Genomic DNA, 23,017 nt, shown 5'->3' on the forward strand with positions numbered 1-23,017 from the left:
GCTACTTGAAGTGAAACGGAGGTCGGCCACTATAAAGGCCTGAGCGTTTTTTTTCATCCCGCACAGCGTGTGGGAATCGGCTTCGCGAGTCATGGGTAAAAACCCGGCCCTCTTATTCCGACGAACGCGGTAGGATAGCCGCCTGTTTTGCTCAGTCTTTTTCGGGAGTGACCCATGAGCGCTGTCAATCGCGCAACGGTGGAGGCCGTCCTTCGCCAGTACACCGATCCTTATTTGAATCAAGACCCGGTCAGCGCTGGCTGCGTGCGGGCGATCGACATCGATGGTGATCGCGTCAGCGTTCAGCTGCAGCTGGGCTACGCTGCCGACCTGTTCAAGAACGGCTGGGCGCAGATGCTGCAAATGGCGATCGGGAACCTTGATGGCGTGGCGTCTGCCAGTGTGCAGGTCGATACGCTGATCGGTGCGCACAAGGCACAGGGCCAGATTCCTGGCTTGGCCAACGTTAAAAACATCGTCGCCGTCGCCTCCGGCAAGGGTGGCGTGGGCAAATCCACCACCGCTGCCAACCTGGCGCTCGCTTTGTCGCGTGAGGGTGCGCGGGTGGGCATTCTCGATGCCGACATCTATGGACCCAGCCAGGGCGTGATGTTCGGCATTGCTGAAGGCACGCGTCCGCAGATCAAGGATCAGAAATGGTTCGTACCCATCCAGGCGCATGGCATCGAAGTGATGTCGATGGCTTTTCTGACCGATGACAACACGCCGATGGTCTGGCGCGGGCCGATGGTTTCCGGCGCGCTGCTGCAGCTGGTGACTCAGACCGCCTGGAACGATCTGGACTATCTGGTGATCGACATGCCGCCAGGCACCGGTGACATCCAGCTGACGCTGGCGCAAAAGGTCCCGGTTGCGGGGGCGGTCATCGTCACCACGCCTCAGGATCTGGCGTTGCTGGATGCCAAAAAAGGCGTGGAGATGTTCCGCAAGGTCAACATTCCCGTACTGGGCGTCGTCGAAAACATGGCGGTTCACATCTGCTCGAATTGCGGTCATGCCGAGCATCTGTTCGGTGAGGGCGGAGGCGAGAAGCTAGCGTCCCAATACGGCGTTGAGCTGCTGGCTTCGCTGCCGCTGTCGATGCTGATCCGCGAGCAGGCCGATGGTGGCAGGCCCACAGCCATCGCCGAGCCGGAAAGTCAGATTGCGATGGTGTACCAGGAGCTGGCGCGTCACGTCGGCGCGCGCATCGTCCTGCAGGAAGCGGCAACGCCTGCGATGCCTGACATTTCCGTCAGCGACGATTAACGGGCAATCGTCCGGTCTGACGTGCAACTCCACTCATCAGGGTGGGGTTGCTCGCTGGCGTTCGGTCGCTGAAGCAGTCCGGACAGGCACCGCGAGCAGGCTCAGTTCTACGGGTGTTGCACGCTGTGCAAAACCTGCAGGCATAAAAAAACCCCGCCTTGAGGGCGGGGTTTTTAAGCGAATCAGTACAAGTTAGATAACTTGAACTTCTTCAGCTTGCATGCCTTTCTGACCGCGGGTAGCGATGAAAGAAACCTGCTGGCCTTCTTTCAGGCTTTTGAAGCCGTCGGACTGGATTGCTTTGAAGTGTACGAACAGGTCGTCACCGGATTGTGGAGTGATGAAGCCGAAGCCTTTTTCATCGTTGAACCACTTAACGGTACCGGTTTGGCGATTGGACATGGTGTATCTCCTTGGACAAAGTTAACTGCGACTCAGGAAGAGCCCTGGCCGAGACTGAGTGCAAAGAGCAGGAAAAATTCTTGGAGATGGTTGGATCGAAATTCAACATCGTGTAGAGATTCTCAGTGACACAAGCAACACAGTGGACCCACCTTAACCGGTTTTTTCATATGTGCCAATGGGCTTGTTCCATTTATTTCTAACCATGGCAAATGGGCATCGTGCAAAGCGCCAAGGTCCAGCGGACAGCCTTTGAACCGGAGGCCCCGGCCCGGTAAGATGCCGGACATCTTTTTCACCTCGCTATTCAGGACACCGCCATGAGCATCAAATCGGACAAGTGGATTCGCCGCATGGCGCAAGAGCACGGCATGATCGAGCCGTTCGTGGAGCGCCAGATGCGCGGCGAGGGCGCTGACCGGCTGATCTCCTTCGGTGTGTCCAGCTATGGCTACGACGTGCGCTGTGCCGACGAATTCAAGGTGTTCACCAACATCAATTCCGCGACCGTCGATCCGAAGAATTTCGACGAAAAGAGCTTCGTCGACATCAAGAGCGACGTCTGCATCATCCCGCCGAACTCCTTCGCCCTGGCCCGCACCGTCGAGTATTTCCGCATTCCGCGCAACGTCCTGACCATCTGCCTGGGCAAGAGCACCTATGCGCGTTGCGGCATCATCGTCAACGTAACGCCGCTTGAGCCGGAATGGGAAGGCCACGTGACGCTGGAGTTCTCCAACACCACGACTCTGCCTGCGAAAATTTATGCGAACGAAGGCGTCGCTCAGATGCTGTTCCTGGAATCTGACGAAGAATGCGAAGTGTCCTACAAGGACCGTGGCGGCAAGTATCAGGGTCAGCGCGGCGTCACCCTGCCACGCACCTGAGTCTGTGACGTGGTGCACCGTTGGTCATTTTGAAACTGAATTAGTCACGAATTCGGCACTCTATTGATTGAACCGTTCCCATCCGCACCATGCGGATGGGGCCAACGCTCGGGAGTGCCCTATGAAGAGACAAATCAAAACCAGCAGCAAGGAAGCCGACCCCGGACAGAATCAGGTCGGGTTGCTGGCTTGGTCGCTGTTAGCGCATCCACACCTGAATAACATGGTCGCTGGCGGGATTCCCGGCCAGCCTAACCCTGACACCCCTAACGATTATCCTCAGCCCACGGAACCCGGCGAGCCTACATTGCCAGATGAGCCGCCGCCCGCCCCCGTAGCTTGACCGTCTGCCAACTGCCAGCCTGCCGACTTCGCGTCGGCAGGCTGCTTTTCGCCTGCCGATTTGAAGCGCCTCGCGCTTTTTATTTCGCTTCCCACACCGCGCCGTCTCCTACAACGTAAATGCGGCTGCCTTGCGCCGGTCTGATGTTCATGCCCCCGGTAAACGCGCCAAAGGCGGGAAGCAGGCTTACGTCTTCCAGCAAATAGAAGCACGGCAGGCGCAGACTCTGACGCCCTTTGCCTTGCAGTCGATAAGCAGGGTGCACGTGGCCGGCCAGGACGTGATGCGTCGGGTGAGGGTCAGGCTCGTGCTGAAGCGCGAATGCTCCGAGCATGAGCGGCTCGGGAACCACGTTAATGCGCAGGTCCTGCGGCGGGTCTCCCGCTCGCTTGTCATGGTTGCCGCGGATCAGCGTGATAGCGAGGCCGGCGTGACGATCGCGCCAGGTCCTGAGTGCCGACAGCGTCAGTGCCGCATGGGATTCAGGGGCGTGCAGGAAGTCGCCGAGAAAAATCAGCTGTTCGCAGTCGTAGCCTGCCAGCAGATTGTCCAGACGCTGCAGATTGTCATCCGTGGTGCCATGGGGCACCGGTTGACCCAGCCGTCGATAGGCGGCGGCTTTGCCAAAGTGAGCGTCGGCGATCAACAGTGCGCGGTAGGCCGGGTAATAGATCGCTTTTTCTGCCAACAACCAGAGCTCTGCGCCGGCGAGCTCAATGGACAGGTATGGCCTCATGTGATGACCTCAGGGCCGGCGGCTTTTTCCAGATCCTGCACCATGCGTCCAATGCGGTCCGACAGTTTCTCGGTGCTGAGGCTTTCGCGCATGCGTTCCACCAGCAACGGGAACGCCATCGGTGTCGGACGCTTGATCACGTGCATATCCAGCGTTCGGCTGTTGATCCGGCGCAAGGTCTGTTCGAGCCTCGCGACATCGAGTTCTTGCCGCAGCACTTCTTCCTCCGCCTGGGTGAGGAGCAGATTTTGCGCATCGTATTGTTTGAACACTTCGAAAAACAGCCCGCTGGACGCCTGCAATTGTCGATTGCTCTTAGGTGCGCCGGGATAGCCAGAGAAGACCAGACCAGCGATGCGTGCGATCTCACGGAAGCGGCGCAATGCGAGCTCGCCTGCGTTGAGGCTGGCGATGATGTCGGCCAGCAAATGGTCTTCTGAGAATAATGCAGCGCTTATTCGTTCTGGCCAGTCGATCTGGGTAGCGCTCAGCAATTCGAAGCCGTAATCGTTGACCGCAATCGAGAAGGTCAGGGGCGTATCCCTGCTCAGGCGCCAGGCCAGAAGACTCGCCAGGCCCAGATGCACGTGGCGTCCGGCGAACGGGTACAGGAACAGGTGCCAGCCTTCGCGGGACTTCAGCGTTTCGGCCAGTAACGTGTCTTTGCGTGGCAACGCAGACCACTGGCGTTGCACCTCCAGCAGCGGGCTGACCGTGTGCATTTCCGGGCTGTCGAAATGGCCGTGGGCGGCGGAATCGAATTTCTCCACCACGGCGTCGGCCAATTCGCTGGAAAGCGGCATCCGACCTCCGTTCCAGCGTGGGACGGCGGCCTTTTTGCTGGTGGCGCGTTTGACGTAGGCGGTCATGTTCTCCACGCGCACCAGCTCCAGCAGGCGGCCGCTGAACAGGAAGCCATCACCGGGTTTGAGCCGCGCAATGAACCCTTCCTCGACGCTGCCGAGCGAGCCGCCGCCACCGCCCTTGCTCCAGTACTTCACGTTGATGCTGGCGTCGCTGACGATGGTGCCGACGCTCATCCGGTGACGCCGCGCCAGACGTGCATCCGGCACGCGCCAGACGCCTTGGTCATCGGGCTCGACGCGCCGGTAATCGGGATAGGCCGTCAACGACAAACCGCCATGGCGGACGAAGGCCAGTGCCCACTCCCATTCGTCATCGGTCAGGTCGCGATACGCCCAGGCCGTCCGAACTTCGGCCAACAGCTCGTCAGGCAGGAAGCCGCCTCCCAGTGCCATGCTCACCAGATGCTGTACGAGTACGTCCAGCGATTTGTGGGGGGATTCGCGCGGCTCGATCAGGCGCGCAGCCACGGCGTCGCGTGCAGCGGCGGCTTCGACCAGTTCCAGGCTGTGCGTGGGCACCAGCGTGACGCGGGAAGGGCGGCCCGGCGCATGGCCGGAGCGCCCGGCGCGCTGCATCAGGCGGGCGACGCCTTTGGCTGAACCGATCTGCAACACGCGCTCCACCGGTAGAAAGTCGACACCCAGATCCAGGCTCGATGTGCAGACCACGGCCTTTAAATGACCTTCTTTGAGGGCGCGTTCGACCCAGTCGCGAACCTCCCGCGACAGCGAGCCGTGGTGCAGTGCAATCAGGCCAGCCCAGTCGGGCCGTGCATCGAGCAGCGCCTGATACCAGACCTCCGACTGCGCGCGGGTGTTGGTGAACAGCAGGCAGCTGGAGCTGCTGTCCACCTCCGCCAACACCTGCGGCAGCATTCGCAAGCCCATGTGCCCGGCCCACGGGAAGCGCTCGATGCTTTGAGGAATCAGGGTGTCGACGGTCAGCTGTTTTTCGACCTTGCCCTGCACCGTGACACCGCCCTCGCCGAGCAGGACGCGTTGCGCATGTTCTTGATTGCCGAGGGTGGCGGAGAGTCCCCACACGATCAGTGCAGGGTTCCAGCGGCGCAGGCGAGCGATGGCGAGCTGCAGCTGCACGCCTCGTTTATTGCCGATCAGTTCGTGCCATTCATCGACGACGATCATCTTGAGGGTCGAGAAGGTCGCCTGTGCGTCAGCGCGCGTCAGCAACAGGGTCAGGCTTTCGGGTGTGGTAATGAGCGCGGAGGGCAGGCGACGACCCTGTTTTGCCCGCTCGCTGCTGCTGGTGTCACCGGTGCGCAGGCCGACACTCCACGGAATGTCCAGGTCCATCAGCGGCGCTTCCAGGGCCCGTGCGGTATCGGCCGCGAGGGCGCGCATGGGCGTGATCCAAAGCACGCTCAACGGCGTGGGAGGCGGCTTGCGTTTGCGCGCCGTGCCATCGGTCTTTTCAGGAATCGTTCTGGCAAACCGATTGAGCGCGGCGAACCACACCGAATAGGTTTTGCCCGCACCAGTGCTGGCGTGCAGCAGGCCGGACTCTCCTCGCGCAACGGCGGCCCACACTTCTTTCTGGAATGCGAAAGGCTTCCAGCCGCGAGCGGAGAACCAGCGCTGGGCAAAATTGACGGTTTTGGGCATGCGCGGGCTCTGTAGTGTGTTACTTCAGAGACCGTCGGGGGAGTGGATTAGTTTGGTCTGGATTTATCGTCCGGCGCTGAACCTGCAGGAGTGAGCCAACTGTCTTCAACGCCCCCTTAGTTCTACGGCGTAACAGTCGACGCCTTCCCGGCTAAAGCCGGTCCTACGAAGACTTGCAGCCGCTGTAGGACCGGCTTCAGCCGGGAAGAGGCCGGTTCATGCTGTGAAGATGTAGCGTCTGGAAATCAGTCTTCGCGAGCAAGCTCGCTCCCACCGGTTCGGGTGCCTGGCGCGAGACCATGCCATGCCGCAATGCCCTTGTGGGAGTGAGCTTGCTCGCGATTGGATGGGGTCTGCACCGGAAATGGCCGGCTGACATAAGGCAATCGCGAGCAAGCTCACATCCTGCAGGGGATGCAGGTTTCGAGGAATTTACTTCAAGTTGCCACTCAGGAACTGCTTGAGGCGTTCGCTCTTCGGATTTCCCAGCACGTCGTCGGGGTGGCCGATTTCTTCGATCTGACCTTGATGCAGGAACACCACCTGATTCGCGACTTTGCGGGCGAAGCCCATTTCGTGGGTCACCAGAATCATCGTGCGGCCTTCCTCAGCCAGGCCCTGAATCACCTTCAGCACTTCGCCCACCAGCTCGGGGTCGAGCGCCGAGGTCGGCTCGTCGAACAGCATGATTTCCGGCTCCATCGCCAGCGCGCGGGCAATTGCCACCCGCTGCTGCTGGCCACCGGAGAGAAACGCCGGATACTGGTCGGCCACGCGAGCAGGCAAGCCAACCTTCTCCAGGTACTTGCGCGCGCGGTCCTCGGCTTCGACTTTTGAAACGCCCAGCACCCGGCGCGGGGCCATGGTGATGTTTTCCAGCACGGTCATGTGGCTCCACAGATTGAAGTGCTGAAACACCATGGCCAGTCGCGTGCGGATGCGTTGCAGTTCGGCCGGGTCGGCAACGCGCATGCCGCTGGCGTCGGCCACCATGCGAATCTGCTGGCCGTCCAGGCTCATGGCGCCGTCGTTGGGCTGTTCGAGAAAATTGATGCAGCGCAGGAACGTGCTCTTGCCCGAGCCGCTGGCGCCGATCAGGCAGATCACGTCACCGACGTTGGCCTTCAGCGAAACGCCCTTGAGCACTTCGTGGTCACCGTAGCTTTTATGCAGGCCATCGATGGTCAGTTTGTACATGACTGGCAATCCTTAAGGAGAAAGTAGGTAGCCGCTGCGGTAGGCCTCGGTGCCGGCGACATGGGCGATGACCATGCCGGCAGTTGCCATGCGTCGCAAAGAGCGGGCGTACATAAGACCGGCGTTGGCCGTGTGGATCGGGGTCACCGCGTCGCTGATCGGGTCAATGACCTCAGCAATCAGTTGCCCGGCCTCGACGTACTCGCCCGGCAGTGTGCAGAACACCAGCAGGCCGCCGACAGGCGTGGCAACCGGTTCGACCGCCGCCAATGGCGTCGCCGGATAAATCAGTTCGGGTTGCGCCACCGGCTCACCGGCGATCGCGCCGTAATGCATCAGGTAGCTGATGATCGCCTGGCAGTCGCGGCTGCCGAGCGCGTGATTCACATCGCCCTGGCCGCGCAACTCGAGGGTGACGGAGAAGCTGCCCAGTGGAATCGGGAAGCGCTTTTCGAAGCGCTGCTGCAACTGCCACCACACCAGCGTGAAGCATTCATCGAAAGACTGCCCGCCTGAGTCGGTCGCCAGCAAGCTGGCCTGCGCCCCGAGGTAGCGCGACAGCGGCTCGACGTGCGGCCAGGCTTCAGGCGTGGTGTAGAGGTGCTCGACCGATTCGAAATCGCAGTGCAGGTCCAGCACCATGTCGGCGTCGCACGCCAGACGCTGCAGAGTCAGGCGCTGGGATTCCAGCTGAGTGCCACCGATGCAGGCATCAAGGGCATTGCGCAGGCTTTGGCGAATCAACGCGACGTTGTGTTCTGCGTCGTCGGTCAGCAGCGGCTCGACTTCATCGCCCACCTGCTGGCCCAGATCGACGAAACGGCGATTGAAATTCTGCCCGCTTTCCAGCTCGTAACGGCCCAGTGGAATGTCCATCAGGATCTGCTCCAGGCCGATCGGGTTGGCCACGGGAACGACCACGATCTCGCCCAGCAACTGGCCTGCGTTTTCCAGCTCGGCCAGCCGCTGCTTCAGGTACCAGGCCACCAGCATGCCCGGCAGTTCATCGGCGTGCAGGGACGACTGGATATAGATTTTGCAGGCGCCGTTTTCCGGGCCGTAGTGAAAGCTGTGGATCTGCCGCGCCGTGCCAGGCACCGGCGCCAGCAGATCATGGGTCTGGTGTCGCATGCGAGTGTCCTAGTGAGACGGGCCGAGGAAGGCCAGCCAGCGGCGCTCGGCCAGGCGGAACAGGCCGACGAGGATGAAGGTCACTGTGAGGTAGATCAGCGCCGCGATGCCGAACGACTGGAACGTCAGGAAGGTCGCCGAGTTGGCGTCGCGCGCGACCTTGAGCACGTCCGGCACCGTTGCAGTGAAGGCCACGGTGGTCGAGTGCAGCATCAGAATGACTTCGTTGCTGTAGTACGGCAACGAACGACGCAGCGCCGATGGCATGATCACGTATGTGTAAAGGCGCCAGCCGGTCAGGCCATACGCCTTCGCCGCTTCGACTTCGCCGTGGTTCATGCTGCGAATCGCTCCCGCGAAAATCTCGGTGGTGTACGCGCAGGTATTGAGGGCGAAGGCCAGAATGGTGCAGTTCATCGCATCGCGAAAGAATGCGTTGAGCATCGGTTGATCCCGCACGGCGGCAATGCTGTAGATGCCGGTGTAGCAGATCAGCAACTGGATGTAGAGCGGCGTGCCCCGGAACAGATAGGTGTAGAACTGCACCGGCCAGCGCACCAGAGGATTGGGCGAGACACGGGCAATGGACAGCGGAATCGAGACGACGAAGCCGATGGCGATGGAGGCGCTGAGCAGCCACAGCGTCATCGCCAGGCCGGTGATGTTCTGGCCGTCCGTATAAAGGAAGGCGCGCCAGTATTCCTGAAGCAGTTCAATCATCGTTTAGCCTCCCGGCTGCCTGCGGCGTAACGCCGTTCAGCCCAGCGCAGGGCAAAGTTGGACACGCTGGTGATGACCAGATAGATCAACGCGGCGAGTACCAGGAAATAGAACAGTTGATACGTGCTTTTGCCGGCGTCCTGTGACGCCTTGACCAGATCGGCCAGACCGATGATCGACACCAGCGCCGTGGCCTTGAGCACGACCTGCCAGTTGTTGCCGATTCCGGGAAGGGCGAAGCGCATCATCTGCGGGAACACCACGAAGCGAAAACGCTGGGCGCGGCTGAGTCCGTAGGCGATGGCAGCTTCTACCTGTCCGCGAGGCACGGCGAGAATCGCGCCGCGGAACGTTTCGGTGAAGTAGGCGCCGTAGATGAAGCCCAAGGTGATTACGCCAGCGGCGAAAGGGTCGATTTCGATGTAGTCCCATTCCAGCGCTTCGGTGAGGCCGGTCAGCCAGGTTTGCAGGCTGTAGAAAATCAGGAGCATCAGCACCAGGTCAGGTACGCCGCGGATCAGCGTTGTGTACACCTGGGCGGGGACGCGAAGAAACGCGGCCTTGGAGAGTTTGGCACTGGCGCCCAGCAGGCCGAGCACGATGGCCAGCAGCAGCGACATTACCGATAATTTGACGGTCATCCAGGTGCCTTGGAGCAGCAACGGGCCGAAGCCTTTAAGGCTGAACGCGGACAGTCCCAGGTTTTGCAGGAGAGTATCGAACATGTGGAACCTATACAGTCAATAAAAACGCCCGTGAACTTCAGCGGGGGATTCGGATGATCGCTGAAGACACGGGCGTTTGTTTTCTTACTTACCGCTGTACAGATTCAGATCGCCGAAGTGCTTCTTCTGGATCTCGGCATACTTGCCGTCATCGTGTAACGCTTTGATACCTTTGTCCAAAAGCGCTTTCAGGTCTTTGTTACCTTTCGCGATGCCGACTGCGGTCTTGGCTGGCAGCAGCGGATCGTCGATTGGCTTGCTGACTTCGTAGTCAGCGCCCTGTGGCGACTTCAGGAAGCCCAGTTCGGCTTGCAGCATGTCTTGTACGGAAGCGTCCAGACGACCGGACACCAGGTCGGCGTAGACCTGATCCTGGTTGGCGTAGGCTTGGGTTTTAACGCCAGCCTTGTCGAGGATGGCCTTGGCGTAGGCTTCCTGGATGGTGCCTTGCTCGTAGCCGACGGTCTTGCCTTTGAGCGAAGCAACGTCAGCGCTCAGGCCGGAACCTTTTTTGTAAACCAGCGAGGTCGGGCCGGAGAACAGTTCGCTGGAGAAGTCGATGACTTTCTCGCGAGCCGGGGTCACGGTCATGGAGGAAATCACGCCGTCGAACTTGTTGGCTTTCAGGCCAGGGATCATGCCGTCGAAATCGCTTTCGACCCACTTGCACTTGACCTTCAGTTCAGCACAGATCGCGTTGCCCAGATCGATGTCGAAACCCACGAGGCTGCCGTCGGCAGCTTTCGATTCGAATGGAGCGTAGGAAGGATCGACGCCGAAACGCAGCTCCTTGTACTCCTTGGCCATTGCGTTACCCGCGGCCAGACAGATGGCGAGTGCGGAAAGGGTCAGCCATGCTTTTTTCATCGTTCAGTCCTTAAAACCAAATTGAGCGTTGGGAACACGCGAAGGCTTGCTACCGGCAGGTGCCAGACCGCAAAAAGATAGCAATTTCCGAACCAAAGAGACGAACGTGCGTTTTAAATGTACGGAGTTGTCGCAATGATGACTTTGAGCCATCTCTTGTCTTTTTTTCAGGGCGCCGGAGGCAGGGGGAGAGTAGCCGAAACGGTCGAAAAGGGCGCGTAAAAAATCATCCTCGGCGCCTGCTGTTTCCGTAAACGGCAGGTTTGCGTCCAACCGTAGCAGTCGGGGCTGGTTCGGTAGCGATTTTTTGCCGTTACGAGCGGCGCTTGCGTGCCGCTCAAAGGAGCATGTGCGTGAGGCGATTCGGGGCGTGGCGCACCAAAAAGGTGCCTAGGATAATAAATCCTGCAACGTTGCCAAGCTGTCTGCCTCGGCAACAGGCTTGTCCTGTCGCCATCTGAGCATCCGTGGAAAGCGCACGGCGATCCCGCTTTTGTGGCGCTTCGACAGCGCGATGCCTTCAAATCCAAGCTCGAATACCAGGGTTGGGGTAACGCTTCGCACCGGCCCGAATTTTTCGACCGTGGTCTTGCGGATGATTGCATCGACTTTGCGCATCTCTTCATCGGTCAGGCCCGAGTAGGCCTTGGCGAACGGCACCAGCGTACGTTCGCTGGACTGCGGCGGGCCGTCCCAGACGGCGAACGTATAGTCGCTATACAGACTGGCCCGACGCCCGTGCCCGCGTTGGGCATAGATCAACACCGCATCGACGCTGAAGGGATCGATTTTCCACTTCCACCAGACGCCCATGTCCTTGGTCCGGCCGACGCCGTACATCGAGTCCCGCGCTTTGAGCATCATGCCTTCGACGCCCAGGCTGCGGGACGCTTCGCGCTGCTGACCGAGGTCCAGCCAATCCATGCCGCCCAGCACAGGTGAGGCCAGCAGCACGGGGCTCTGCGCCTGAGCGATCACGGCCTCGAGCTGAGTGCGCCGCTCATGCTGAGGTCGACTGCGCCAGTCATGTTCCTGCCATTCCAGCAGGTCGTAGGCGAGGACGACGACGGGCACATCCTCAAGGATCTTTTTGCCCAATGTCTTGCGGCCGATGCGTTGTTGCAGCAGCGCGAAAGGTTGCACGGACGGTGTTGCTTCGCCCGGCGTACCGGGAGCTGGAGTTTCGAGGGAGAAGTCGCTTGCGCTGTCGGCGTCGGTTTGAGGCGCAGGTGCCTTCCAGACGACGATTTCGCCGTCGATCACCGTCCCGTCTGGCAGGCATTGCAGCAAGCTGTGCAGTTCAGGGAAGCGATCGGTGACCAGCTCTTCGCCGCGCGACCAGATCCACAAACGACCTTCGCGCTTGACCACTTGCGCGCGGATGCCGTCCCATTTCCATTCGACCTGCCAGTTTTCGGGCGCGCCGAGCAGCGTTTCGAATTGATCGACCGGCTGTTGCAAGGAGTGGGCGAGGAAGAACGGGTACGGTTGGCCGCCGCGCTGGGCATGTTCGTCTTCTGACTCCTCGGCGATCAGTTTCAGGTAGCCCTCGGCGCTCGGCCGGTGCGAGAGATCGGTGTAGCCCACCAGTCGCTGCGCCACGCGCTTGCTGTCGATATCGGCCAACGCGGCGAGCGCCCGGGTGACCAGCAGTTTGGACACACCCACGCGAAAGCTGCCGGTGATCAGCTTCAGGCAGACCATCAGGCTTTGCGGATCCAGCTGCGCCCAAAACGTCGGCAAGCGTTCCAACAGCTCCTCGGGCGGCAAGCCGCGCAGGGGTAACAGTTTGTTTTCCATCCAGCTCGCCAGGCCTTCTTCGGAGCTGTGCTCGGCCTTCGGCAACAGCAGCGACAAGGTTTCAGCCAGGTCGCCGACCGCCTGATAGCTTTCTTCGAACAGCCATTCAGGCAGGGCGGACAGCTGCATCGCCTGTTCGCGCAGAAGGCGCGTGGGCACCAGCTGCCGTGGCCGTCCGCCGGACAGAAAGTACACCGCCCAGGCTGCATCTTCTGCAGCGGCGTGCGCAAAGTAGTGCTGCATCGCAGCCAGCTTGGCGTTGCTGGAGGTCGTGGCATCCAGCAGGGCGTACAGCTCGGCGAAGGCTTTCATGACGATGCCTCCTGAACCTCGGGCCCATCGCCGTCAGTTTGTGTCTTGCTCGGCGCGTCGTCTTCCTCGTCGCCGTATTCGGTGGTGAAGCCTTGGGCGTCGAGGCCGGATTCTCGCAGGTAGCGGACCAGCACGGCGACCGAACCGTGGGTCACCATCACCCGTTCGGCGCCGGTGTTTTCGATCGCCCAGAGCAGCCCCGGCCAGTCGGCGTGGTCGGACAAGGCAAAACCTCGGTCCACCCCGCGACGCCGTCGGGTGCCGCGCAGCATCATCCAGCCACTGGCGAATGCATCGCTGAAGTCGCCAAATCGCCGCATCCAGATGCTGCCGCCAGCTGAAGGCGGCGCCACGATGAGCGCCTGGCGCAGCGCCGGGTCAGTTTTTTTGAAGTCGCCAGCGTAATGGGTCTCTGGAATGCGAACGCCCGCCTCGCGATATACCCGGTTCAGCGGTTCAACGGCGCCGTGAACCAGAATCGGTCCGATGTCGGGATCGATGCCGTGCAGGATGCGCTGCGCTTTGCCGAAGGAATACGCGAACAGGACGCTGGCCTTGCCCACGGCCGCATTGGCGCGCCACCAATCGTTGATGCCGGTGAAGATTTCCGATTGCGGCTGCCAGCGATAGATCGGCAAGCCGAACGTGGATTCGGTAATGAACGTGTGGCAGCGCACCGGTTCGAACGGCGCGCAGGTGCCGTCGGGCTCGACTTTGTAGTCGCCCGATGCGACCCAGACTTCACCTTTGTATTCCAGCCGCACTTGCGCCGAACCGAGGACATGGCCCGCAGGATGAAGGCTCAGTGTGACGCCGTGATGTGTGATGGACTCGCCGTATTCGAGGGTCTGCAGGTTGATGTCCTGACCCAGCCTTGAGCGCAGGATGCCTTCGCCGGGAGCCGCCGCCAGGTAATGCTGGTTGCCCGTGCGCGCATGGTCGCCGTGGCCGTGGGTGATCACCGAGCGCTCGACCGGGCGCCACGGATCGATGTAGAAATCGCCGGGCGGACAGTACAGACCTTCGGGGCGGGCAATGACAAGATCCATGGTATGACCGGATTTGGGGGCTTGTCAGGTAGAGCGATTCGGGGGGAGGGAAGTTCGGTTTTTTGTCGAGCCGTGTGGGCTGCGCGAAAGCGCGCTTGCCCTGGGCCGCACTCGGACGATCTGCCGCGGCGGTAGCAAAATCAGGCGACCCAATCAGGCCTGACACCCCGCATTCACAGGCTTTGCAGCCGGTTTCCGGCAGATCGCGGGACAAGCCGCGCTCCCAGAGTTGAGGGCGGGAGGCGAGTGCAGGCCGGGCCCCAGGCCTGAACCCGTACTCAACTCACCATCGATTCCCGCTACTCACGTCGTAGCCGCGCGACGTTACTTGCCGGGCGTCAGGGTCAGCCGCTGCTTCCCGTAGACCTTTTCATAGTTCTCAGGCTGCATCGGCACCGACATGTACAGGCCCTTCAGCCACGGATCAATGCCGTCGGCATAGTGCGGGCTGGCCGGATTGCCCGACTGACCTGCCGCGTTCTGCGCCATCATCGGCTCCTGCTGGGCAAAGTCGACGATCATGCGCATCGCCGGAATCACCGCGGCATCGAAGTCCTGCCCCCAATGGAAGCCCGACGCATTGATCGTGGTGTGATCGCCACCCGCTGCCATCGGCCCTTTGACGACGCTCGCCTTGCTGCCGCCCATTGCCGCGGTCAGTTGCGCGCTTTGCGAGGTCCAGCTGTAGGCGTGCAGCTTGCCCCATTGCCAGGCCTTGTGATCGCTGCCCAGACGGGCTTCGCCGGCGACGATGGCCGCCGCGAGACTGCGCGCCAGAATCGCAGGCTTGTCCTCTTTTTGCGGCGTTTTCACGTCGTCCCAATACGGACTGTCCTCACGCCCCAGCAGGTGATCGGCCTCGGGCGAGTAGGAAAGATCCGCGCTTTGCACCAGCGCTTTCCAGGCCGGGCTGCCTTCAGGGCCGAGTTCGTCGAGGAAGGTCTGCTTGGCGCTTTCCTGCAGGAACAACTCGTAAATCGCGGCATCGGCGGAAACCGGCGAGAGCCGGCCATCGAATGCCATCAGGCGAGTGAACGCCTCCCGGGCCTTGTCGCGTTCCGCCGCAGGCAAGGCGTCGATGGCCTGTTGCAACGGTCTGGCCATGCCTGGCGCTTCGAACATTTTCTTCAATTTGGCAGCGAACAGAGTGGTCTGGTCGTACTGCATGCTGATCGTGCTGCGCGTGTCCTGCTTGCCGGTGTTGGCGAGTTCGGCAATGCGCTCGGCACGCTCCGGGTAATCCCACGAATTGGAGAGCTGCATGCCGTAGCCCTTCGGCATCGTGCGCTGGTTGGCGGTGGCGATCCAGCCTTGCTGCGGATCCTGGTCGTAAGGGTGCAGCATGGCATCGGCATAGCCGTCCCAGTCAAAACGGCCCTCCCAGCCCGGCGAAGGAATGAGCCCCAGGCCCTCACGGCGATTCGGGTAGCGGCCGGTGACTTGCCAGCCGGTGCTGGAAGCGTCCGCGAAGACCATGTTCAGCGTAATCGCGCGGATTTCCCGCGTCGTGTCGAACGCACGCTCCACGTTCTGCGCGCGGGTCAGGTCAAACAGCGCGTCGAGGGTTTTGTCGTCCTTGGCATCCGGGGTTTGCAGCGCGATGCCCAGGCCACTGGCCAGCTGCGCCGACCCTGCGTTGAGCAGTGGTCCGTGACGCGTTTCGTAAGCAGGCTCGCGCACGGGCCGCTGGCCTTTGACGAAATAGGTTTCTTCATGAGCGCCCGCAACAACCCATTTGCCATCGGCCATGACCATCAGGCGGTTGTTCTCACGCTTGAGCTTCTCCAGGAACAGGTCCTGATTGTCGCCCATGGCAGGTCCCATGCCCCACGCCAGCTTGCCGTTGAAACCGGACAACACCAGCGGCAGACCGGCGACCGTCGCACCGGCGGCCTGATATTTCGGAGCGCGAATCTGCACGAAATTCCACATTGAAGGCAGCGTGGCCGGCAGTTGGCTGTCGGTGGCCAGCAGGCTCTTGCCCGCGCGAGCCCGTTGCGGCGAAATCACCCAGTTGTTCGACGCCGAGACACCCAGCAGATTGAGGTCGGAAAGCTGCAGTGCGGCTTTGTTCAGATCGCTCAGGCCAGGCATTTGGCTGCTCAGGTTCAAGCCTTTGAGCTTGTCGGCTTCCGCGAACGGCAGCGCTTCGTCGGGGTAGGTCGGCAGCAGCCAGGCCAGTTTGTCGGCACCGACTTTCTGAGCCAGCACCAACGAGGAAATCTCTTCCTGCAGGTTCACGGAAAGGCTGAAGTTGAGCAGGCTGAAGATCAGCGCTGAGTCTTCCGGCTTCCAGTATTCGGGCTTGTAGCCGGCATCGGCCAGGTCCGAAGGCAGTTTGTCGCGATAGCGGAACAGGTACGCGTTGACCCCGCGGCTGTAGACCTCGAAGAACCGTTTAAGGCGTGGCGACGACGCGTTGTACAGCTCGCTGGCCGTCTGCTTGAGGTTGGCGGCGCGCATCATGCGATCCAGGTCCAGCGCGCCGGGCCCGGCGATTTCCGACAGTCGACCCTGGGCGAGCAGACGCATCTGCACCATTTGCGAGATGCGATCACTGGCGTGGACGTATCCCAGGGTGAACAGGGCGTCATGGAACGTGTTGCTTTCGATCAGCGGCATGCCCAGATTGTTGCGCCGCACGGACACGTTCTGCGCCAGCCCCTTGATTGCGAACACGCCGCTGGTGGGCGGCAAATTATCCCGGTCTTCGCCGCCCAACTGGCAGCCGGCAAGGCTCAACAGCCCGATCATGACAGCGGCGGTACTGAGTCGCGTCTTCAGGAAAGATGGGGCTGGCGAGGCCATGATGAAGCTCCTGCGGGGGTAGGCGTTGGAAAGGCGCTACGTTAGAGAGCGGGCAGGCGCCACGCAAGCGGGGGGCAGGGGTTTATTTCAGGATTTTTCAACGCTGTCGTCCAAGCCTCACACCCATGAGGAATAAGCCAACTGTCATTGAAGCCTCTTTTCGATCAGTGGCGTGACACCCGACGCCTTCCCGGCTAAAGCCGGTCCTACAAAAAAGGTGCATCGTCTGTAGGACCGGCTTCAGCCGGGAAGAGGCCAGCGCATGCCGTGGTTGCAAATCTTGCGAGCACGCTTGGGCCTGCGAGGATCATCGCGGCTCAGGGCTTCGGCGGATTGACCTTGTCTACCAGCGCATAGGCGCGCTTCACCGCATCGCGGCTGGCAACCGATTCGAACCAGCGTTTGAGGTTCGGGAAGTCGTCCAGGTTCTGCTCCTGATAAGTGTGCGGCACGATCCACGGATAAATCGCCATGTCGGCAATGCTGTATTGCTCGCCTGCCACGTAGGCACGATCGGCCAGGCGCTTGTCCAGCACGCCATACAGACGCGCGGTTTCATCGACGTAACGCTTGATTGCGTACGGAATCTTTTCCTTGGCAAACCGATTGAAGTGGTGATTCTGCCCAGCCATCGGACCCAGGCCGCCCATCTGCCAGAACAGCCACTGCAGCGTCTGCTCGCGTCCACGCAGGTCGGTAGCAATGAACTGGCCGGTTTTTTCCGCGAGATACAGCAGGATCGCGCCGGACTCGAACACGCTCAGCGGCTCGCCGCCGTCGGCCGGTGCATGGTCGACGATGGCCGGAATCCGGTTGTTGGGTGAGATCTTCAAAAAATCGGGCTCGAACTGCTCGTTCGCGCCGATGTTCACCGGGAAAATCCGGTAAGGCAGGCCCGCTTCTTCCAGAAAGATGGAAACCTTGTGGCCGTTGGGGGTGGTCCAGTAGTGCAGGTCGATCATCGAACGCTCCAAATGAGTCATCGCGACTGCCGTTTCAGGCTGACGCTGTTTTACGCTCTAGGAGGGTTGTCGCACAAACGAAAACGGCCTGATCGCTCAGGCCGTTGAATGAAGCGCAGGCAATCAGGCGCCGTGGCACTTCTTGAATTTCTTCTCGCTGCCGCAAGGGCAAGGGTCGTTGCGACCGACGTCCTTGAGTGCATTGCGAACCGGCTCTTGAGGCTCGTGATTGCAATGCGGGCCGTGGACATGACCGTGGTCATGATGATGGTCGTGATGGTCGTGATGATCGTGATCGTGGTTGCAATCAGGACCGTGCACGTGGGCTTGCTGGTTCATGGGGTTACTCCGGAATCAAATCGCCGGGGATTATCTCGCCATCGCGGCCAATACGCACGTGATGTCCGAATAAAAATCCGGTCTTGAGCTTGCCTTCCAGCCGGTAATGAACAGGCTGCCTGGGTTTGCCCAGCATGCGCGTCACGTCCTTGAGGTGTTCCCAGAGATTGGTGCGGATGGGCACTGAGAAGTTCTTGTGGCTGTCGGCCTTGACGATGAACCAGTCGCTGTAATCGCCTTCGGCGATCAGGATGTCGTTGAGCATCACTTTGTAGCGCAACCCTCGCACCAGAATGCTGGAGTCGTTGGGGTTGTCGACGCGAAAGCGCAGCTTGAGGTCCTGATGAAGCAGTCGCGCCTTGACCACATCGACCTTGAGCAGCCTGACGTCGGGATCTTCGGCGCCGCCGGTGATCAAAGACGAGCAGCCCGTCAGCGTCAGTGCCATGCACAGGCCGAAGATTCTGAACACGCTTGCCGGAAACACCATTGGTTCACTCCCTGTCGGGCTTGAGTCTAGCAAGCGACCGTTTCAGGGCAACTCGCTGTTCTACTGAGCCTGCGCCATACTCACGCGATGTGTCGAAGGAGTATTGACCCATGAAACGCTATGAAATTGTATTTTCCGGCCAACTGGTCCCGGGCGCGCAGCTGGATCGGGTCCAGGCGAACATGGCCAAGCTGTTCCAGGCCGATGCCCAGCGTATCGCATTGCTGTTCTCCGGTCGCCGGCTGGTGCTCAAGAATAATCTTGATCAGGCGGGCGCCGAAAAATACCGCTCGACACTGGAGCGCGCCGGCGCCCGTGTCGAGGTCGTGGAGATGCCCGAGCAGGTCGAAGTCGAAGAAGTGGAGCTCGCTCCGCCGCCCGACGAGCCGACCTGGACCCGCAAGACAACGTCCCCCGCTGCGCCTGCTTCCGGCCAGCCGAAGGCTGAGCAGAAGTCGCGACTCGAGCCTCGGGATGTCTACGCCGCAGCGTTCGTCGATGTCGAGGCGCCGGACTTCACGTTGTCCGAGCCTGGGCAAGATGTGCAGGACCCGAAGGCCGAACCGGTCGCCCCCAGACTCGATCTTTCCGGCCTGAGCCTTGCGCCTGCGGGCAGCGACATGGGTGAGTCCCGGCGTGTCGAACAGGCGCGGGTGCCCGATATTTCACACCTGAAGCTGGCGTGACAGCGCCAGCCCTCAGGCCATGTACCCGGCGCAGCACTTCTTGAATTTCTGCTCACTGCCACAAGGGCAGGCGTCATTACGCGTGGTCTTGAGCGAAACGGTCGGATCGATGAAATACCAGCGGCCCTGATTCTGCACGAACGCCGATTTTTCACGATGACTGTGCTCGCCCGTCGCGTCATGCCAGCGGGCGACAAAGGTGACAAACGCGTGCTCAGGTTTGCCGCCGAGCAGTTCGACGCTTTCGACCTCAAGCCCGAGCCAGGTGCTCTGCGCGCTCCACTGACGGATCGAGTCGCGATCCAGGCCATGTTGCTGCGCCGGCAGCGTGGTTGCCAGCAGATAGTCGATCAGGCCGAGCACGTAAGCGCTGTAGCGCGAACGCATGAGCGCTTCGGCGCAGGGTGCGGGCTGACCGGCGTGATAACGGCCGCAGCAGGCGACCAGAAGGTTGCCGCTGCCACAGGGACAGATTGCACTGCTCATGATGCGAGTCTCACCACCAGTACTTGCCAAAATTCTCCGGGTTGGCCCAGAACTTCGCGTTCAGCCAGTCCGGTACCTGTTTGTATTCGCGCAGGTCGTAGGTGAACAGGGTCAGCACTTGTTCATCTCTGGCGAAACGCTCACTGGCCTGCAGCGCCAGTGAATAGAAATCCGTGGTCTGCCAGCCGCAGGCTTGCAGGTCAGCCAGCACGGCGATGCGGCTGGCGTTGAGATTGCGGATGCCGCCCAGCAGCTCAAGGCCTGCGCGCTTGGAAATATGTTCCAGACAGTCGACGACCAGGGCCAGGTCAAAGCGCCGGGCAGCAAGCTCCGCGGGCAGCGGGCCGGGCGCCGCGAGGGCCAGTTCGGTCTCCGGATGAGCCTCCTGAAAGGCCTGTAGCGCCGGAAAACTGTCTGCTCCGATCAGCAATAGCTGCTTGGGCGCATAGCGATCGAGCAGGGCGGCGAGGGCCTGTTGGGGCGTGCGGGTGGAAAAACTGTCGGTCATCAGAATCCCTCAATGTAGCCCGCAAGGTTAGCGCGCCGAACCTTAATGGCCTAGTGCTTGAACTTTTTCATTCGTCGCCCTGACAAAGCGTACGAGTGAAGGCAAAAGGCTATTCAAATAAAGGGACAGATTTTCTTCGATTTTCCGGAAGGCCCAACGCAACCCAGTATTCGCCCCATGTTTATTGCCACGCGCGGCCTCCGTGAAGTTGAAGAATGGCTAAGTGCCGTCTTTACTCCACCCCAGTCGGTTTTAGCCGATACCAAAGGAGAAGAACTGTATGAGCATGATTCGGACAGCGTTACCTCTGATTTTGGTTACCAGTGTATTGACGGGCTGTGCCGGCTTGCAAAAGACCGACTGGCCTCTGTGTGCGGCAGGCGGCGTGCTGAGCGGTGCCGCTATCGGTGCATTTCAGTCCGCCTCCGTGGCAGCGGGCCTGGGCGGCGCGGTCGGTGTGATGGCCGGCGCCTATTGCTGGGTTCACGGCGATGGCGATGATGATGGCGACGGTGTATTGAACAGCGTCGACAAGTGCCCTGATACCCCTAAAGGCACGCCTGTCGATGCAACCGGTTGCCCGATCGTGACGCCAGCGCCAGAACCTGTCGCAGCGCCGGTCGTTCTGCCTAAAGAAGAAATCATCACCATTCGCGATGTGCACTTCGAGTTCAACAAGGCAACGCTGACCCCAGGCGACAAACAGCAACTGGATATGGTTGCGACCAAGCTGAAAACCGAAGCGACGAACGTGCAACTGCACGTCAGCGGCCACACCGACAGCGTAGGCAGCGATGCTTACAACCAGAAACTGTCGGAAAAACGCGCGCAATCGGTGACTGATTATCTGGTCAGCGCAGGCATTGCTCGCAGTGCGTTCGTCTCGGTGGAAGGCGATGGTGAAGCGCGTCCAGTGGCCGACAACAAAACGGCCGATGGCCGTGCGTTGAACCGCCGTGTGGAAATCAAGATCAATCGCTGATCGATGCGTGATCCGGAAAACCCTGCTTCGGCAGGGTTTTTTTATGACCGCCTGGCGGGATGACGCACGCCTGATCGCGCAGATTTTTGAAATCATCTTCTGGCATAGTCGTTGCTCTGGCCTTACTGTGCGCGAAGCGTTTTCGCCGCACGGAAATAAAAAAACAGCAGGGGCGTTTCATGAAGTTGTTCTGGGGGTTGGGAAAAATCCTGACATTGGGGTTCTGGCTGGTCGTACTGGTCAACGCGGTCGTTGTCCTGCCAAACCCTTTTGACGTGTTGATCAAACTGGCGGGCGGCTTTTTATTGCTGACTCACCTTCTGGAAGTGCTCCTTTTCAATGGCAGCTTGCGCGGGCGACCTCATCCGTGGCGCGACCGTCTGCAGATCGTTTTCTTCGGCATCTTTCACCTGCAATCACTCGGTCGCCGTCAGGCGGAGGTTCACCATGCGTAACGCGTTGTTGATGACAGCGGGCCTGCTGTCGGCCCTGAGCAGTTCCTGGGTGATGGCGCAGGCCATCTCGGTGGAGCCGCACTCGCTGATGCGTCTGCCCAGCAACGCCAGCGTGCTGCAACTGGATCGGCTGGAGGTCGCCGATTACGGCACGCTGCTGATCCCCGCCGGCCTGACCGAGGTGAAGGTCGATCAACTGGTCATGGGGCATGAGTCACGCATCGCCATCGTGCCGAGTCCACAGCCGTTCAGCCTGCAGGTCAAGCGGGGCGAGCTGGGCAGCGGCGCGCAGATCACGGCGCGCGGCGCGCCGGGCACGTTCGAGAAAGCACCGCTGCCAGGTCGCAACCTCACCGTCCGGGTCGAGCAATTGACGGCCGATCTGCTGTCGATCGACGCTCGCGGCGGTGCCGGATCGCCGGGGTTCGTGGGCCTTGATGGCGGCAACGGCCAGAATCCGGGCTGTACCTGGGGATCAGCCAGTCGCGGTTTCGACGGCGACAACGGCGGAAACGGGCGTGAGGGCGCGGCCGGTGCGCTGGTGCGCCTGGAACTGCCTGCGGCCTTCCCGGATGACCACGTGCAAGTCAATGTTCAGGGCGGAGCCGGTGGCGCGGGCGGTGAAGGCGGTCGCGGCGGCAAAGGTGGCGCCTCCAAGGGCTGCATCGTCTACCGAGCCGATGGCGCGAAGTCGGGCAAGAACGGGGAAAAGGGTCAGTCAGGTGCTCAAGGGGCCGCCGGCTCGGTGAGTGTGCGCAAGCTGTAAGCGCGTGACGCGGTCCGACGCTGGGACATTCGGCGCGGGAAACGAGGGTGCTCGTGAACAGGCCGCTGCGAGTCAGCAGCGGCTCTTGAACACGCGTGAGCGTCCTCGCGCTGGCGGCCTTGCGTCGGGCTAGAACCCGGGACGTGCCGCCGCAATGGCGATGACGGCGATCCCGACCAGTAGATTGATCCCCACCAGACGCCGGATCTTGCCCAGCGCCGCGGCGCCATCCGGCCACTGTTCGGCAGCCACGGCTTTTCGCAGCTCCGGCAGGTTGAGGGTCGAGATCCGCAGAAACAGCGCCACCATCACCACGTACAGCCCGATCATCACCTGCACGTAGCGGGGCGCGGTCTGCAGGCCGCTGAAATTGATGTTGATCATGCCGATGCCGGTGACCGGCAGCAGGATCACGGCCCCCCACACCCAGATAAAGAAGCGCGGAAATACCTGCACCCACAGCTTCAGACGCGCCGGGCCCTCGAGGGCGGCGATGACCGCTGGTCGAAGAATCATCCAGGCGAAAAACATTCCTCCTACCCACAGAACAGCCGCCAGCACATGCATGGCGTAGACAAAGGCTACAAGTGACATCAAGAACTCCGATC

Annotated in this window: 25 protein-coding genes; 7 read left to right on the top strand and 18 right to left on the bottom strand. The window is 61.0% G+C overall.

The annotated features are described in order from the left end of the window. Window positions 1–174: 174 nt before the first annotated feature. Complete coding sequence (gene apbC, locus AAGQ88_RS05950) at window positions 175–1,269, top strand: iron-sulfur cluster carrier protein ApbC (RefSeq protein WP_342654703.1); 1,095 nt, start codon at window positions 175–177, stop codon at window positions 1,267–1,269. 192 nt (window positions 1,270–1,461) lie between these two features. Here the strand turns inward: apbC and AAGQ88_RS05955 are convergent, their stop codons facing one another. Further along, the gene (locus tag AAGQ88_RS05955) at window positions 1,462–1,671 is read right to left on the bottom strand and encodes a cold-shock protein (protein WP_002554837.1); all 210 of its coding nucleotides are present in this window, start codon (window positions 1,669–1,671) and stop codon (window positions 1,462–1,464) included. A 320-nt stretch (window positions 1,672–1,991) separates the two neighbouring features. Here AAGQ88_RS05955 and dcd point away from each other — a divergent pair, with 320 nt between their 5' ends. Together dcd and AAGQ88_RS05965 are read left to right on the top strand one after the other, a co-directional pair. Beyond that, window positions 1,992–2,558 (top strand): dCTP deaminase, encoded by a 567-nt coding sequence (gene dcd / locus AAGQ88_RS05960; RefSeq protein ID WP_017126297.1) that lies wholly within the window; start codon window positions 1,992–1,994, stop codon window positions 2,556–2,558. A gap of 121 nt (window positions 2,559–2,679) precedes the next feature. Next, on the top strand, window positions 2,680–2,901 hold the full coding sequence (locus AAGQ88_RS05965; RefSeq protein ID WP_285422640.1) for a hypothetical protein: 222 nt from the start codon (window positions 2,680–2,682) through the stop codon (window positions 2,899–2,901). Window positions 2,902–2,980: 79 nt separating this feature from the next. On the opposite strand, the gene pdeM is transcribed toward AAGQ88_RS05965, so the two are convergent. The 13 genes from pdeM to AAGQ88_RS06030 form a co-directional block, all read right to left on the bottom strand. After that, on the bottom strand, window positions 2,981–3,637 hold the full coding sequence (pdeM, locus tag AAGQ88_RS05970; protein ID WP_342654704.1) for a ligase-associated DNA damage response endonuclease PdeM: 657 nt from the start codon (window positions 3,635–3,637) through the stop codon (window positions 2,981–2,983). Beyond that, window positions 3,634–6,126 (bottom strand): ligase-associated DNA damage response DEXH box helicase, encoded by a 2,493-nt coding sequence (locus AAGQ88_RS05975; RefSeq protein ID WP_342654705.1) that lies wholly within the window; start codon window positions 6,124–6,126, stop codon window positions 3,634–3,636. Before AAGQ88_RS05975 ends, pdeM begins: the two co-directional genes overlap by 4 nt. 432 nt (window positions 6,127–6,558) lie before the next feature. After that, on the bottom strand, window positions 6,559–7,323 hold the full coding sequence (locus AAGQ88_RS05980) for an ATP-binding cassette domain-containing protein (RefSeq protein ID WP_093461177.1): 765 nt from the start codon (window positions 7,321–7,323) through the stop codon (window positions 6,559–6,561). 12 nt (window positions 7,324–7,335) lie between these two features. Further along, entirely contained in the window at window positions 7,336–8,454 is a 1,119-nt protein-coding gene (locus AAGQ88_RS05985) for a succinylglutamate desuccinylase/aspartoacylase family protein (RefSeq protein ID WP_342654706.1), read from the bottom strand. A 9-nt stretch (window positions 8,455–8,463) separates the two neighbouring features. Further along, window positions 8,464–9,174 carry an ABC transporter permease gene (locus tag AAGQ88_RS05990; protein ID WP_093461171.1) on the bottom strand — a complete coding sequence of 237 codons (711 nt, stop codon included), beginning with the start codon at window positions 9,172–9,174 and terminating at the stop codon, window positions 8,464–8,466. After that, window positions 9,171–9,899 (bottom strand): ABC transporter permease, encoded by a 729-nt coding sequence (locus AAGQ88_RS05995; protein ID WP_342654707.1) that lies wholly within the window; start codon window positions 9,897–9,899, stop codon window positions 9,171–9,173. Before AAGQ88_RS05995 ends, AAGQ88_RS05990 begins: the two co-directional genes overlap by 4 nt. Before the next feature lie 84 nt (window positions 9,900–9,983). Beyond that, complete coding sequence (locus tag AAGQ88_RS06000) at window positions 9,984–10,766, bottom strand: transporter substrate-binding domain-containing protein (RefSeq protein ID WP_062387926.1); 783 nt, start codon at window positions 10,764–10,766, stop codon at window positions 9,984–9,986. A gap of 390 nt (window positions 10,767–11,156) precedes the next feature. Further along, entirely contained in the window at window positions 11,157–12,878 is a 1,722-nt protein-coding gene (locus AAGQ88_RS06005) for an ATP-dependent DNA ligase (RefSeq protein ID WP_342654708.1), read from the bottom strand. Further along, window positions 12,875–13,927: a ligase-associated DNA damage response exonuclease gene (locus AAGQ88_RS06010; RefSeq protein ID WP_342654709.1), complete on the bottom strand. Its 1,053-nt coding sequence runs from the start codon at window positions 13,925–13,927 to the stop codon at window positions 12,875–12,877. The genes AAGQ88_RS06005 and AAGQ88_RS06010 overlap by 4 nt, the downstream gene beginning before the upstream one ends. A gap of 324 nt (window positions 13,928–14,251) precedes the next feature. Continuing rightward, the gene (locus AAGQ88_RS06015) at window positions 14,252–16,735 is read right to left on the bottom strand and encodes a penicillin acylase family protein (protein ID WP_342654710.1); all 2,484 of its coding nucleotides are present in this window, start codon (window positions 16,733–16,735) and stop codon (window positions 14,252–14,254) included. A 317-nt stretch (window positions 16,736–17,052) separates the two neighbouring features. After that, window positions 17,053–17,697 carry a glutathione binding-like protein gene (locus AAGQ88_RS06020; protein WP_285422631.1) on the bottom strand — a complete coding sequence of 215 codons (645 nt, stop codon included), beginning with the start codon at window positions 17,695–17,697 and terminating at the stop codon, window positions 17,053–17,055. A 123-nt stretch (window positions 17,698–17,820) separates the two neighbouring features. Next, a complete protein-coding gene (locus AAGQ88_RS06025; protein ID WP_342654711.1) occupies window positions 17,821–18,036 on the bottom strand; it encodes an SEC-C metal-binding domain-containing protein in 216 nt (71 codons plus the stop codon). 4 nt (window positions 18,037–18,040) lie between these two features. Beyond that, on the bottom strand, window positions 18,041–18,526 hold the full coding sequence (locus tag AAGQ88_RS06030) for an LEA type 2 family protein (RefSeq protein ID WP_342654712.1): 486 nt from the start codon (window positions 18,524–18,526) through the stop codon (window positions 18,041–18,043). A gap of 110 nt (window positions 18,527–18,636) precedes the next feature. On the opposite strand from AAGQ88_RS06030, the gene AAGQ88_RS06035 reads away from it, so the two are divergent. After that, complete coding sequence (locus AAGQ88_RS06035; protein ID WP_342654713.1) at window positions 18,637–19,212, top strand: hypothetical protein; 576 nt, start codon at window positions 18,637–18,639, stop codon at window positions 19,210–19,212. 12 nt (window positions 19,213–19,224) lie between these two features. Here the strand turns inward: AAGQ88_RS06035 and AAGQ88_RS06040 are convergent, their stop codons facing one another. Together AAGQ88_RS06040 and AAGQ88_RS06045 are read right to left on the bottom strand one after the other, a co-directional pair. Continuing rightward, window positions 19,225–19,698 carry a YchJ family protein gene (locus AAGQ88_RS06040; protein ID WP_342654714.1) on the bottom strand — a complete coding sequence of 158 codons (474 nt, stop codon included), beginning with the start codon at window positions 19,696–19,698 and terminating at the stop codon, window positions 19,225–19,227. Window positions 19,699–19,708: 10 nt separating this feature from the next. Continuing rightward, entirely contained in the window at window positions 19,709–20,206 is a 498-nt protein-coding gene (locus AAGQ88_RS06045) for a DUF6231 family protein (protein WP_342654715.1), read from the bottom strand. Window positions 20,207–20,486: 280 nt separating this feature from the next. Between AAGQ88_RS06045 and AAGQ88_RS06050 the strand changes: the two genes are divergently transcribed. Further along, window positions 20,487–21,188 carry an OmpA family protein gene (locus tag AAGQ88_RS06050; protein ID WP_285422626.1) on the top strand — a complete coding sequence of 234 codons (702 nt, stop codon included), beginning with the start codon at window positions 20,487–20,489 and terminating at the stop codon, window positions 21,186–21,188. Here the strand turns inward: AAGQ88_RS06050 and AAGQ88_RS06055 are convergent. Then, complete coding sequence (locus AAGQ88_RS06055; RefSeq protein WP_342654716.1) at window positions 21,178–21,369, bottom strand: hypothetical protein; 192 nt, start codon at window positions 21,367–21,369, stop codon at window positions 21,178–21,180. The two genes, AAGQ88_RS06050 and AAGQ88_RS06055, sit on opposite strands and share 11 nt — an antisense overlap. On the opposite strand from AAGQ88_RS06055, the gene AAGQ88_RS06060 reads away from it, so the two are divergent. Together AAGQ88_RS06060 and AAGQ88_RS06065 are read left to right on the top strand one after the other, a co-directional pair. Beyond that, on the top strand, window positions 21,368–21,643 hold the full coding sequence (locus AAGQ88_RS06060; protein ID WP_342654717.1) for a DUF1145 domain-containing protein: 276 nt from the start codon (window positions 21,368–21,370) through the stop codon (window positions 21,641–21,643). The genes AAGQ88_RS06055 and AAGQ88_RS06060 overlap by 2 nt on opposite strands. Beyond that, window positions 21,636–22,409, top strand: coding sequence for a collagen-like protein (locus tag AAGQ88_RS06065; protein WP_342654718.1), 774 nt, complete (start codon window positions 21,636–21,638; stop codon window positions 22,407–22,409). The genes AAGQ88_RS06060 and AAGQ88_RS06065 overlap by 8 nt, the downstream gene beginning before the upstream one ends. Before the next feature lie 129 nt (window positions 22,410–22,538). Here AAGQ88_RS06065 and AAGQ88_RS06070 read toward each other — a convergent pair whose 3' ends face one another. Continuing rightward, window positions 22,539–23,003 (bottom strand): CopD family protein, encoded by a 465-nt coding sequence (locus tag AAGQ88_RS06070; RefSeq protein ID WP_342654719.1) that lies wholly within the window; start codon window positions 23,001–23,003, stop codon window positions 22,539–22,541. Window positions 23,004–23,017: the final 14 nt, after the last annotated feature.

This window comes from Pseudomonas sp. F3-2, from assembly GCF_038804275.1.
Lineage (GTDB): Bacteria > Pseudomonadota > Gammaproteobacteria > Pseudomonadales > Pseudomonadaceae > Aquipseudomonas.

What these genes read in the sequence shown, in the direction of transcription:
- AAGQ88_RS06050 (WP_285422626.1), top strand. Translation starts at nt 20,487, where the DNA reads ATGAGCATGATTCGGACAGCGTTACCTCTGATTTTGGTTACCAGTGTA.
- AAGQ88_RS05990 (WP_093461171.1), bottom strand. Translation starts at nt 9,174, where the DNA reads ATGATTGAACTGCTTCAGGAATACTGGCGCGCCTTCCTTTATACGGAC.
- AAGQ88_RS06060 (WP_342654717.1), top strand. Translation starts at nt 21,368, where the DNA reads ATGAAGTTGTTCTGGGGGTTGGGAAAAATCCTGACATTGGGGTTCTGG.
- AAGQ88_RS05955 (WP_002554837.1), bottom strand. Translation starts at nt 1,671, where the DNA reads ATGTCCAATCGCCAAACCGGTACCGTTAAGTGGTTCAACGATGAAAAA.
- apbC (WP_342654703.1), top strand. Translation starts at nt 175, where the DNA reads ATGAGCGCTGTCAATCGCGCAACGGTGGAGGCCGTCCTTCGCCAGTAC.
- AAGQ88_RS05995 (WP_342654707.1), bottom strand. Translation starts at nt 9,899, where the DNA reads ATGTTCGATACTCTCCTGCAAAACCTGGGACTGTCCGCGTTCAGCCTT.
- AAGQ88_RS06045 (WP_342654715.1), bottom strand. Translation starts at nt 20,206, where the DNA reads ATGACCGACAGTTTTTCCACCCGCACGCCCCAACAGGCCCTCGCCGCC.
- AAGQ88_RS05965 (WP_285422640.1), top strand. Translation starts at nt 2,680, where the DNA reads ATGAAGAGACAAATCAAAACCAGCAGCAAGGAAGCCGACCCCGGACAG.
- AAGQ88_RS06040 (WP_342654714.1), bottom strand. Translation starts at nt 19,698, where the DNA reads ATGAGCAGTGCAATCTGTCCCTGTGGCAGCGGCAACCTTCTGGTCGCC.
- pdeM (WP_342654704.1), bottom strand. Translation starts at nt 3,637, where the DNA reads ATGAGGCCATACCTGTCCATTGAGCTCGCCGGCGCAGAGCTCTGGTTG.
- AAGQ88_RS06000 (WP_062387926.1), bottom strand. Translation starts at nt 10,766, where the DNA reads ATGAAAAAAGCATGGCTGACCCTTTCCGCACTCGCCATCTGTCTGGCC.
- AAGQ88_RS05975 (WP_342654705.1), bottom strand. Translation starts at nt 6,126, where the DNA reads ATGCCCAAAACCGTCAATTTTGCCCAGCGCTGGTTCTCCGCTCGCGGC.
- AAGQ88_RS06035 (WP_342654713.1), top strand. Translation starts at nt 18,637, where the DNA reads ATGAAACGCTATGAAATTGTATTTTCCGGCCAACTGGTCCCGGGCGCG.
- AAGQ88_RS06030 (WP_342654712.1), bottom strand. Translation starts at nt 18,526, where the DNA reads ATGGTGTTTCCGGCAAGCGTGTTCAGAATCTTCGGCCTGTGCATGGCA.
- AAGQ88_RS06055 (WP_342654716.1), bottom strand. Translation starts at nt 21,369, where the DNA reads ATGAAACGCCCCTGCTGTTTTTTTATTTCCGTGCGGCGAAAACGCTTC.
- AAGQ88_RS05980 (WP_093461177.1), bottom strand. Translation starts at nt 7,323, where the DNA reads ATGTACAAACTGACCATCGATGGCCTGCATAAAAGCTACGGTGACCAC.
- AAGQ88_RS06025 (WP_342654711.1), bottom strand. Translation starts at nt 18,036, where the DNA reads ATGAACCAGCAAGCCCACGTGCACGGTCCTGATTGCAACCACGATCAC.
- AAGQ88_RS06015 (WP_342654710.1), bottom strand. Translation starts at nt 16,735, where the DNA reads ATGGCCTCGCCAGCCCCATCTTTCCTGAAGACGCGACTCAGTACCGCC.
- AAGQ88_RS05985 (WP_342654706.1), bottom strand. Translation starts at nt 8,454, where the DNA reads ATGCGACACCAGACCCATGATCTGCTGGCGCCGGTGCCTGGCACGGCG.
- AAGQ88_RS06070 (WP_342654719.1), bottom strand. Translation starts at nt 23,003, where the DNA reads ATGTCACTTGTAGCCTTTGTCTACGCCATGCATGTGCTGGCGGCTGTT.
- AAGQ88_RS06010 (WP_342654709.1), bottom strand. Translation starts at nt 13,927, where the DNA reads ATGGATCTTGTCATTGCCCGCCCCGAAGGTCTGTACTGTCCGCCCGGC.
- AAGQ88_RS06005 (WP_342654708.1), bottom strand. Translation starts at nt 12,878, where the DNA reads ATGAAAGCCTTCGCCGAGCTGTACGCCCTGCTGGATGCCACGACCTCC.
- AAGQ88_RS06065 (WP_342654718.1), top strand. Translation starts at nt 21,636, where the DNA reads ATGCGTAACGCGTTGTTGATGACAGCGGGCCTGCTGTCGGCCCTGAGC.
- AAGQ88_RS06020 (WP_285422631.1), bottom strand. Translation starts at nt 17,697, where the DNA reads ATGATCGACCTGCACTACTGGACCACCCCCAACGGCCACAAGGTTTCC.
- dcd (WP_017126297.1), top strand. Translation starts at nt 1,992, where the DNA reads ATGAGCATCAAATCGGACAAGTGGATTCGCCGCATGGCGCAAGAGCAC.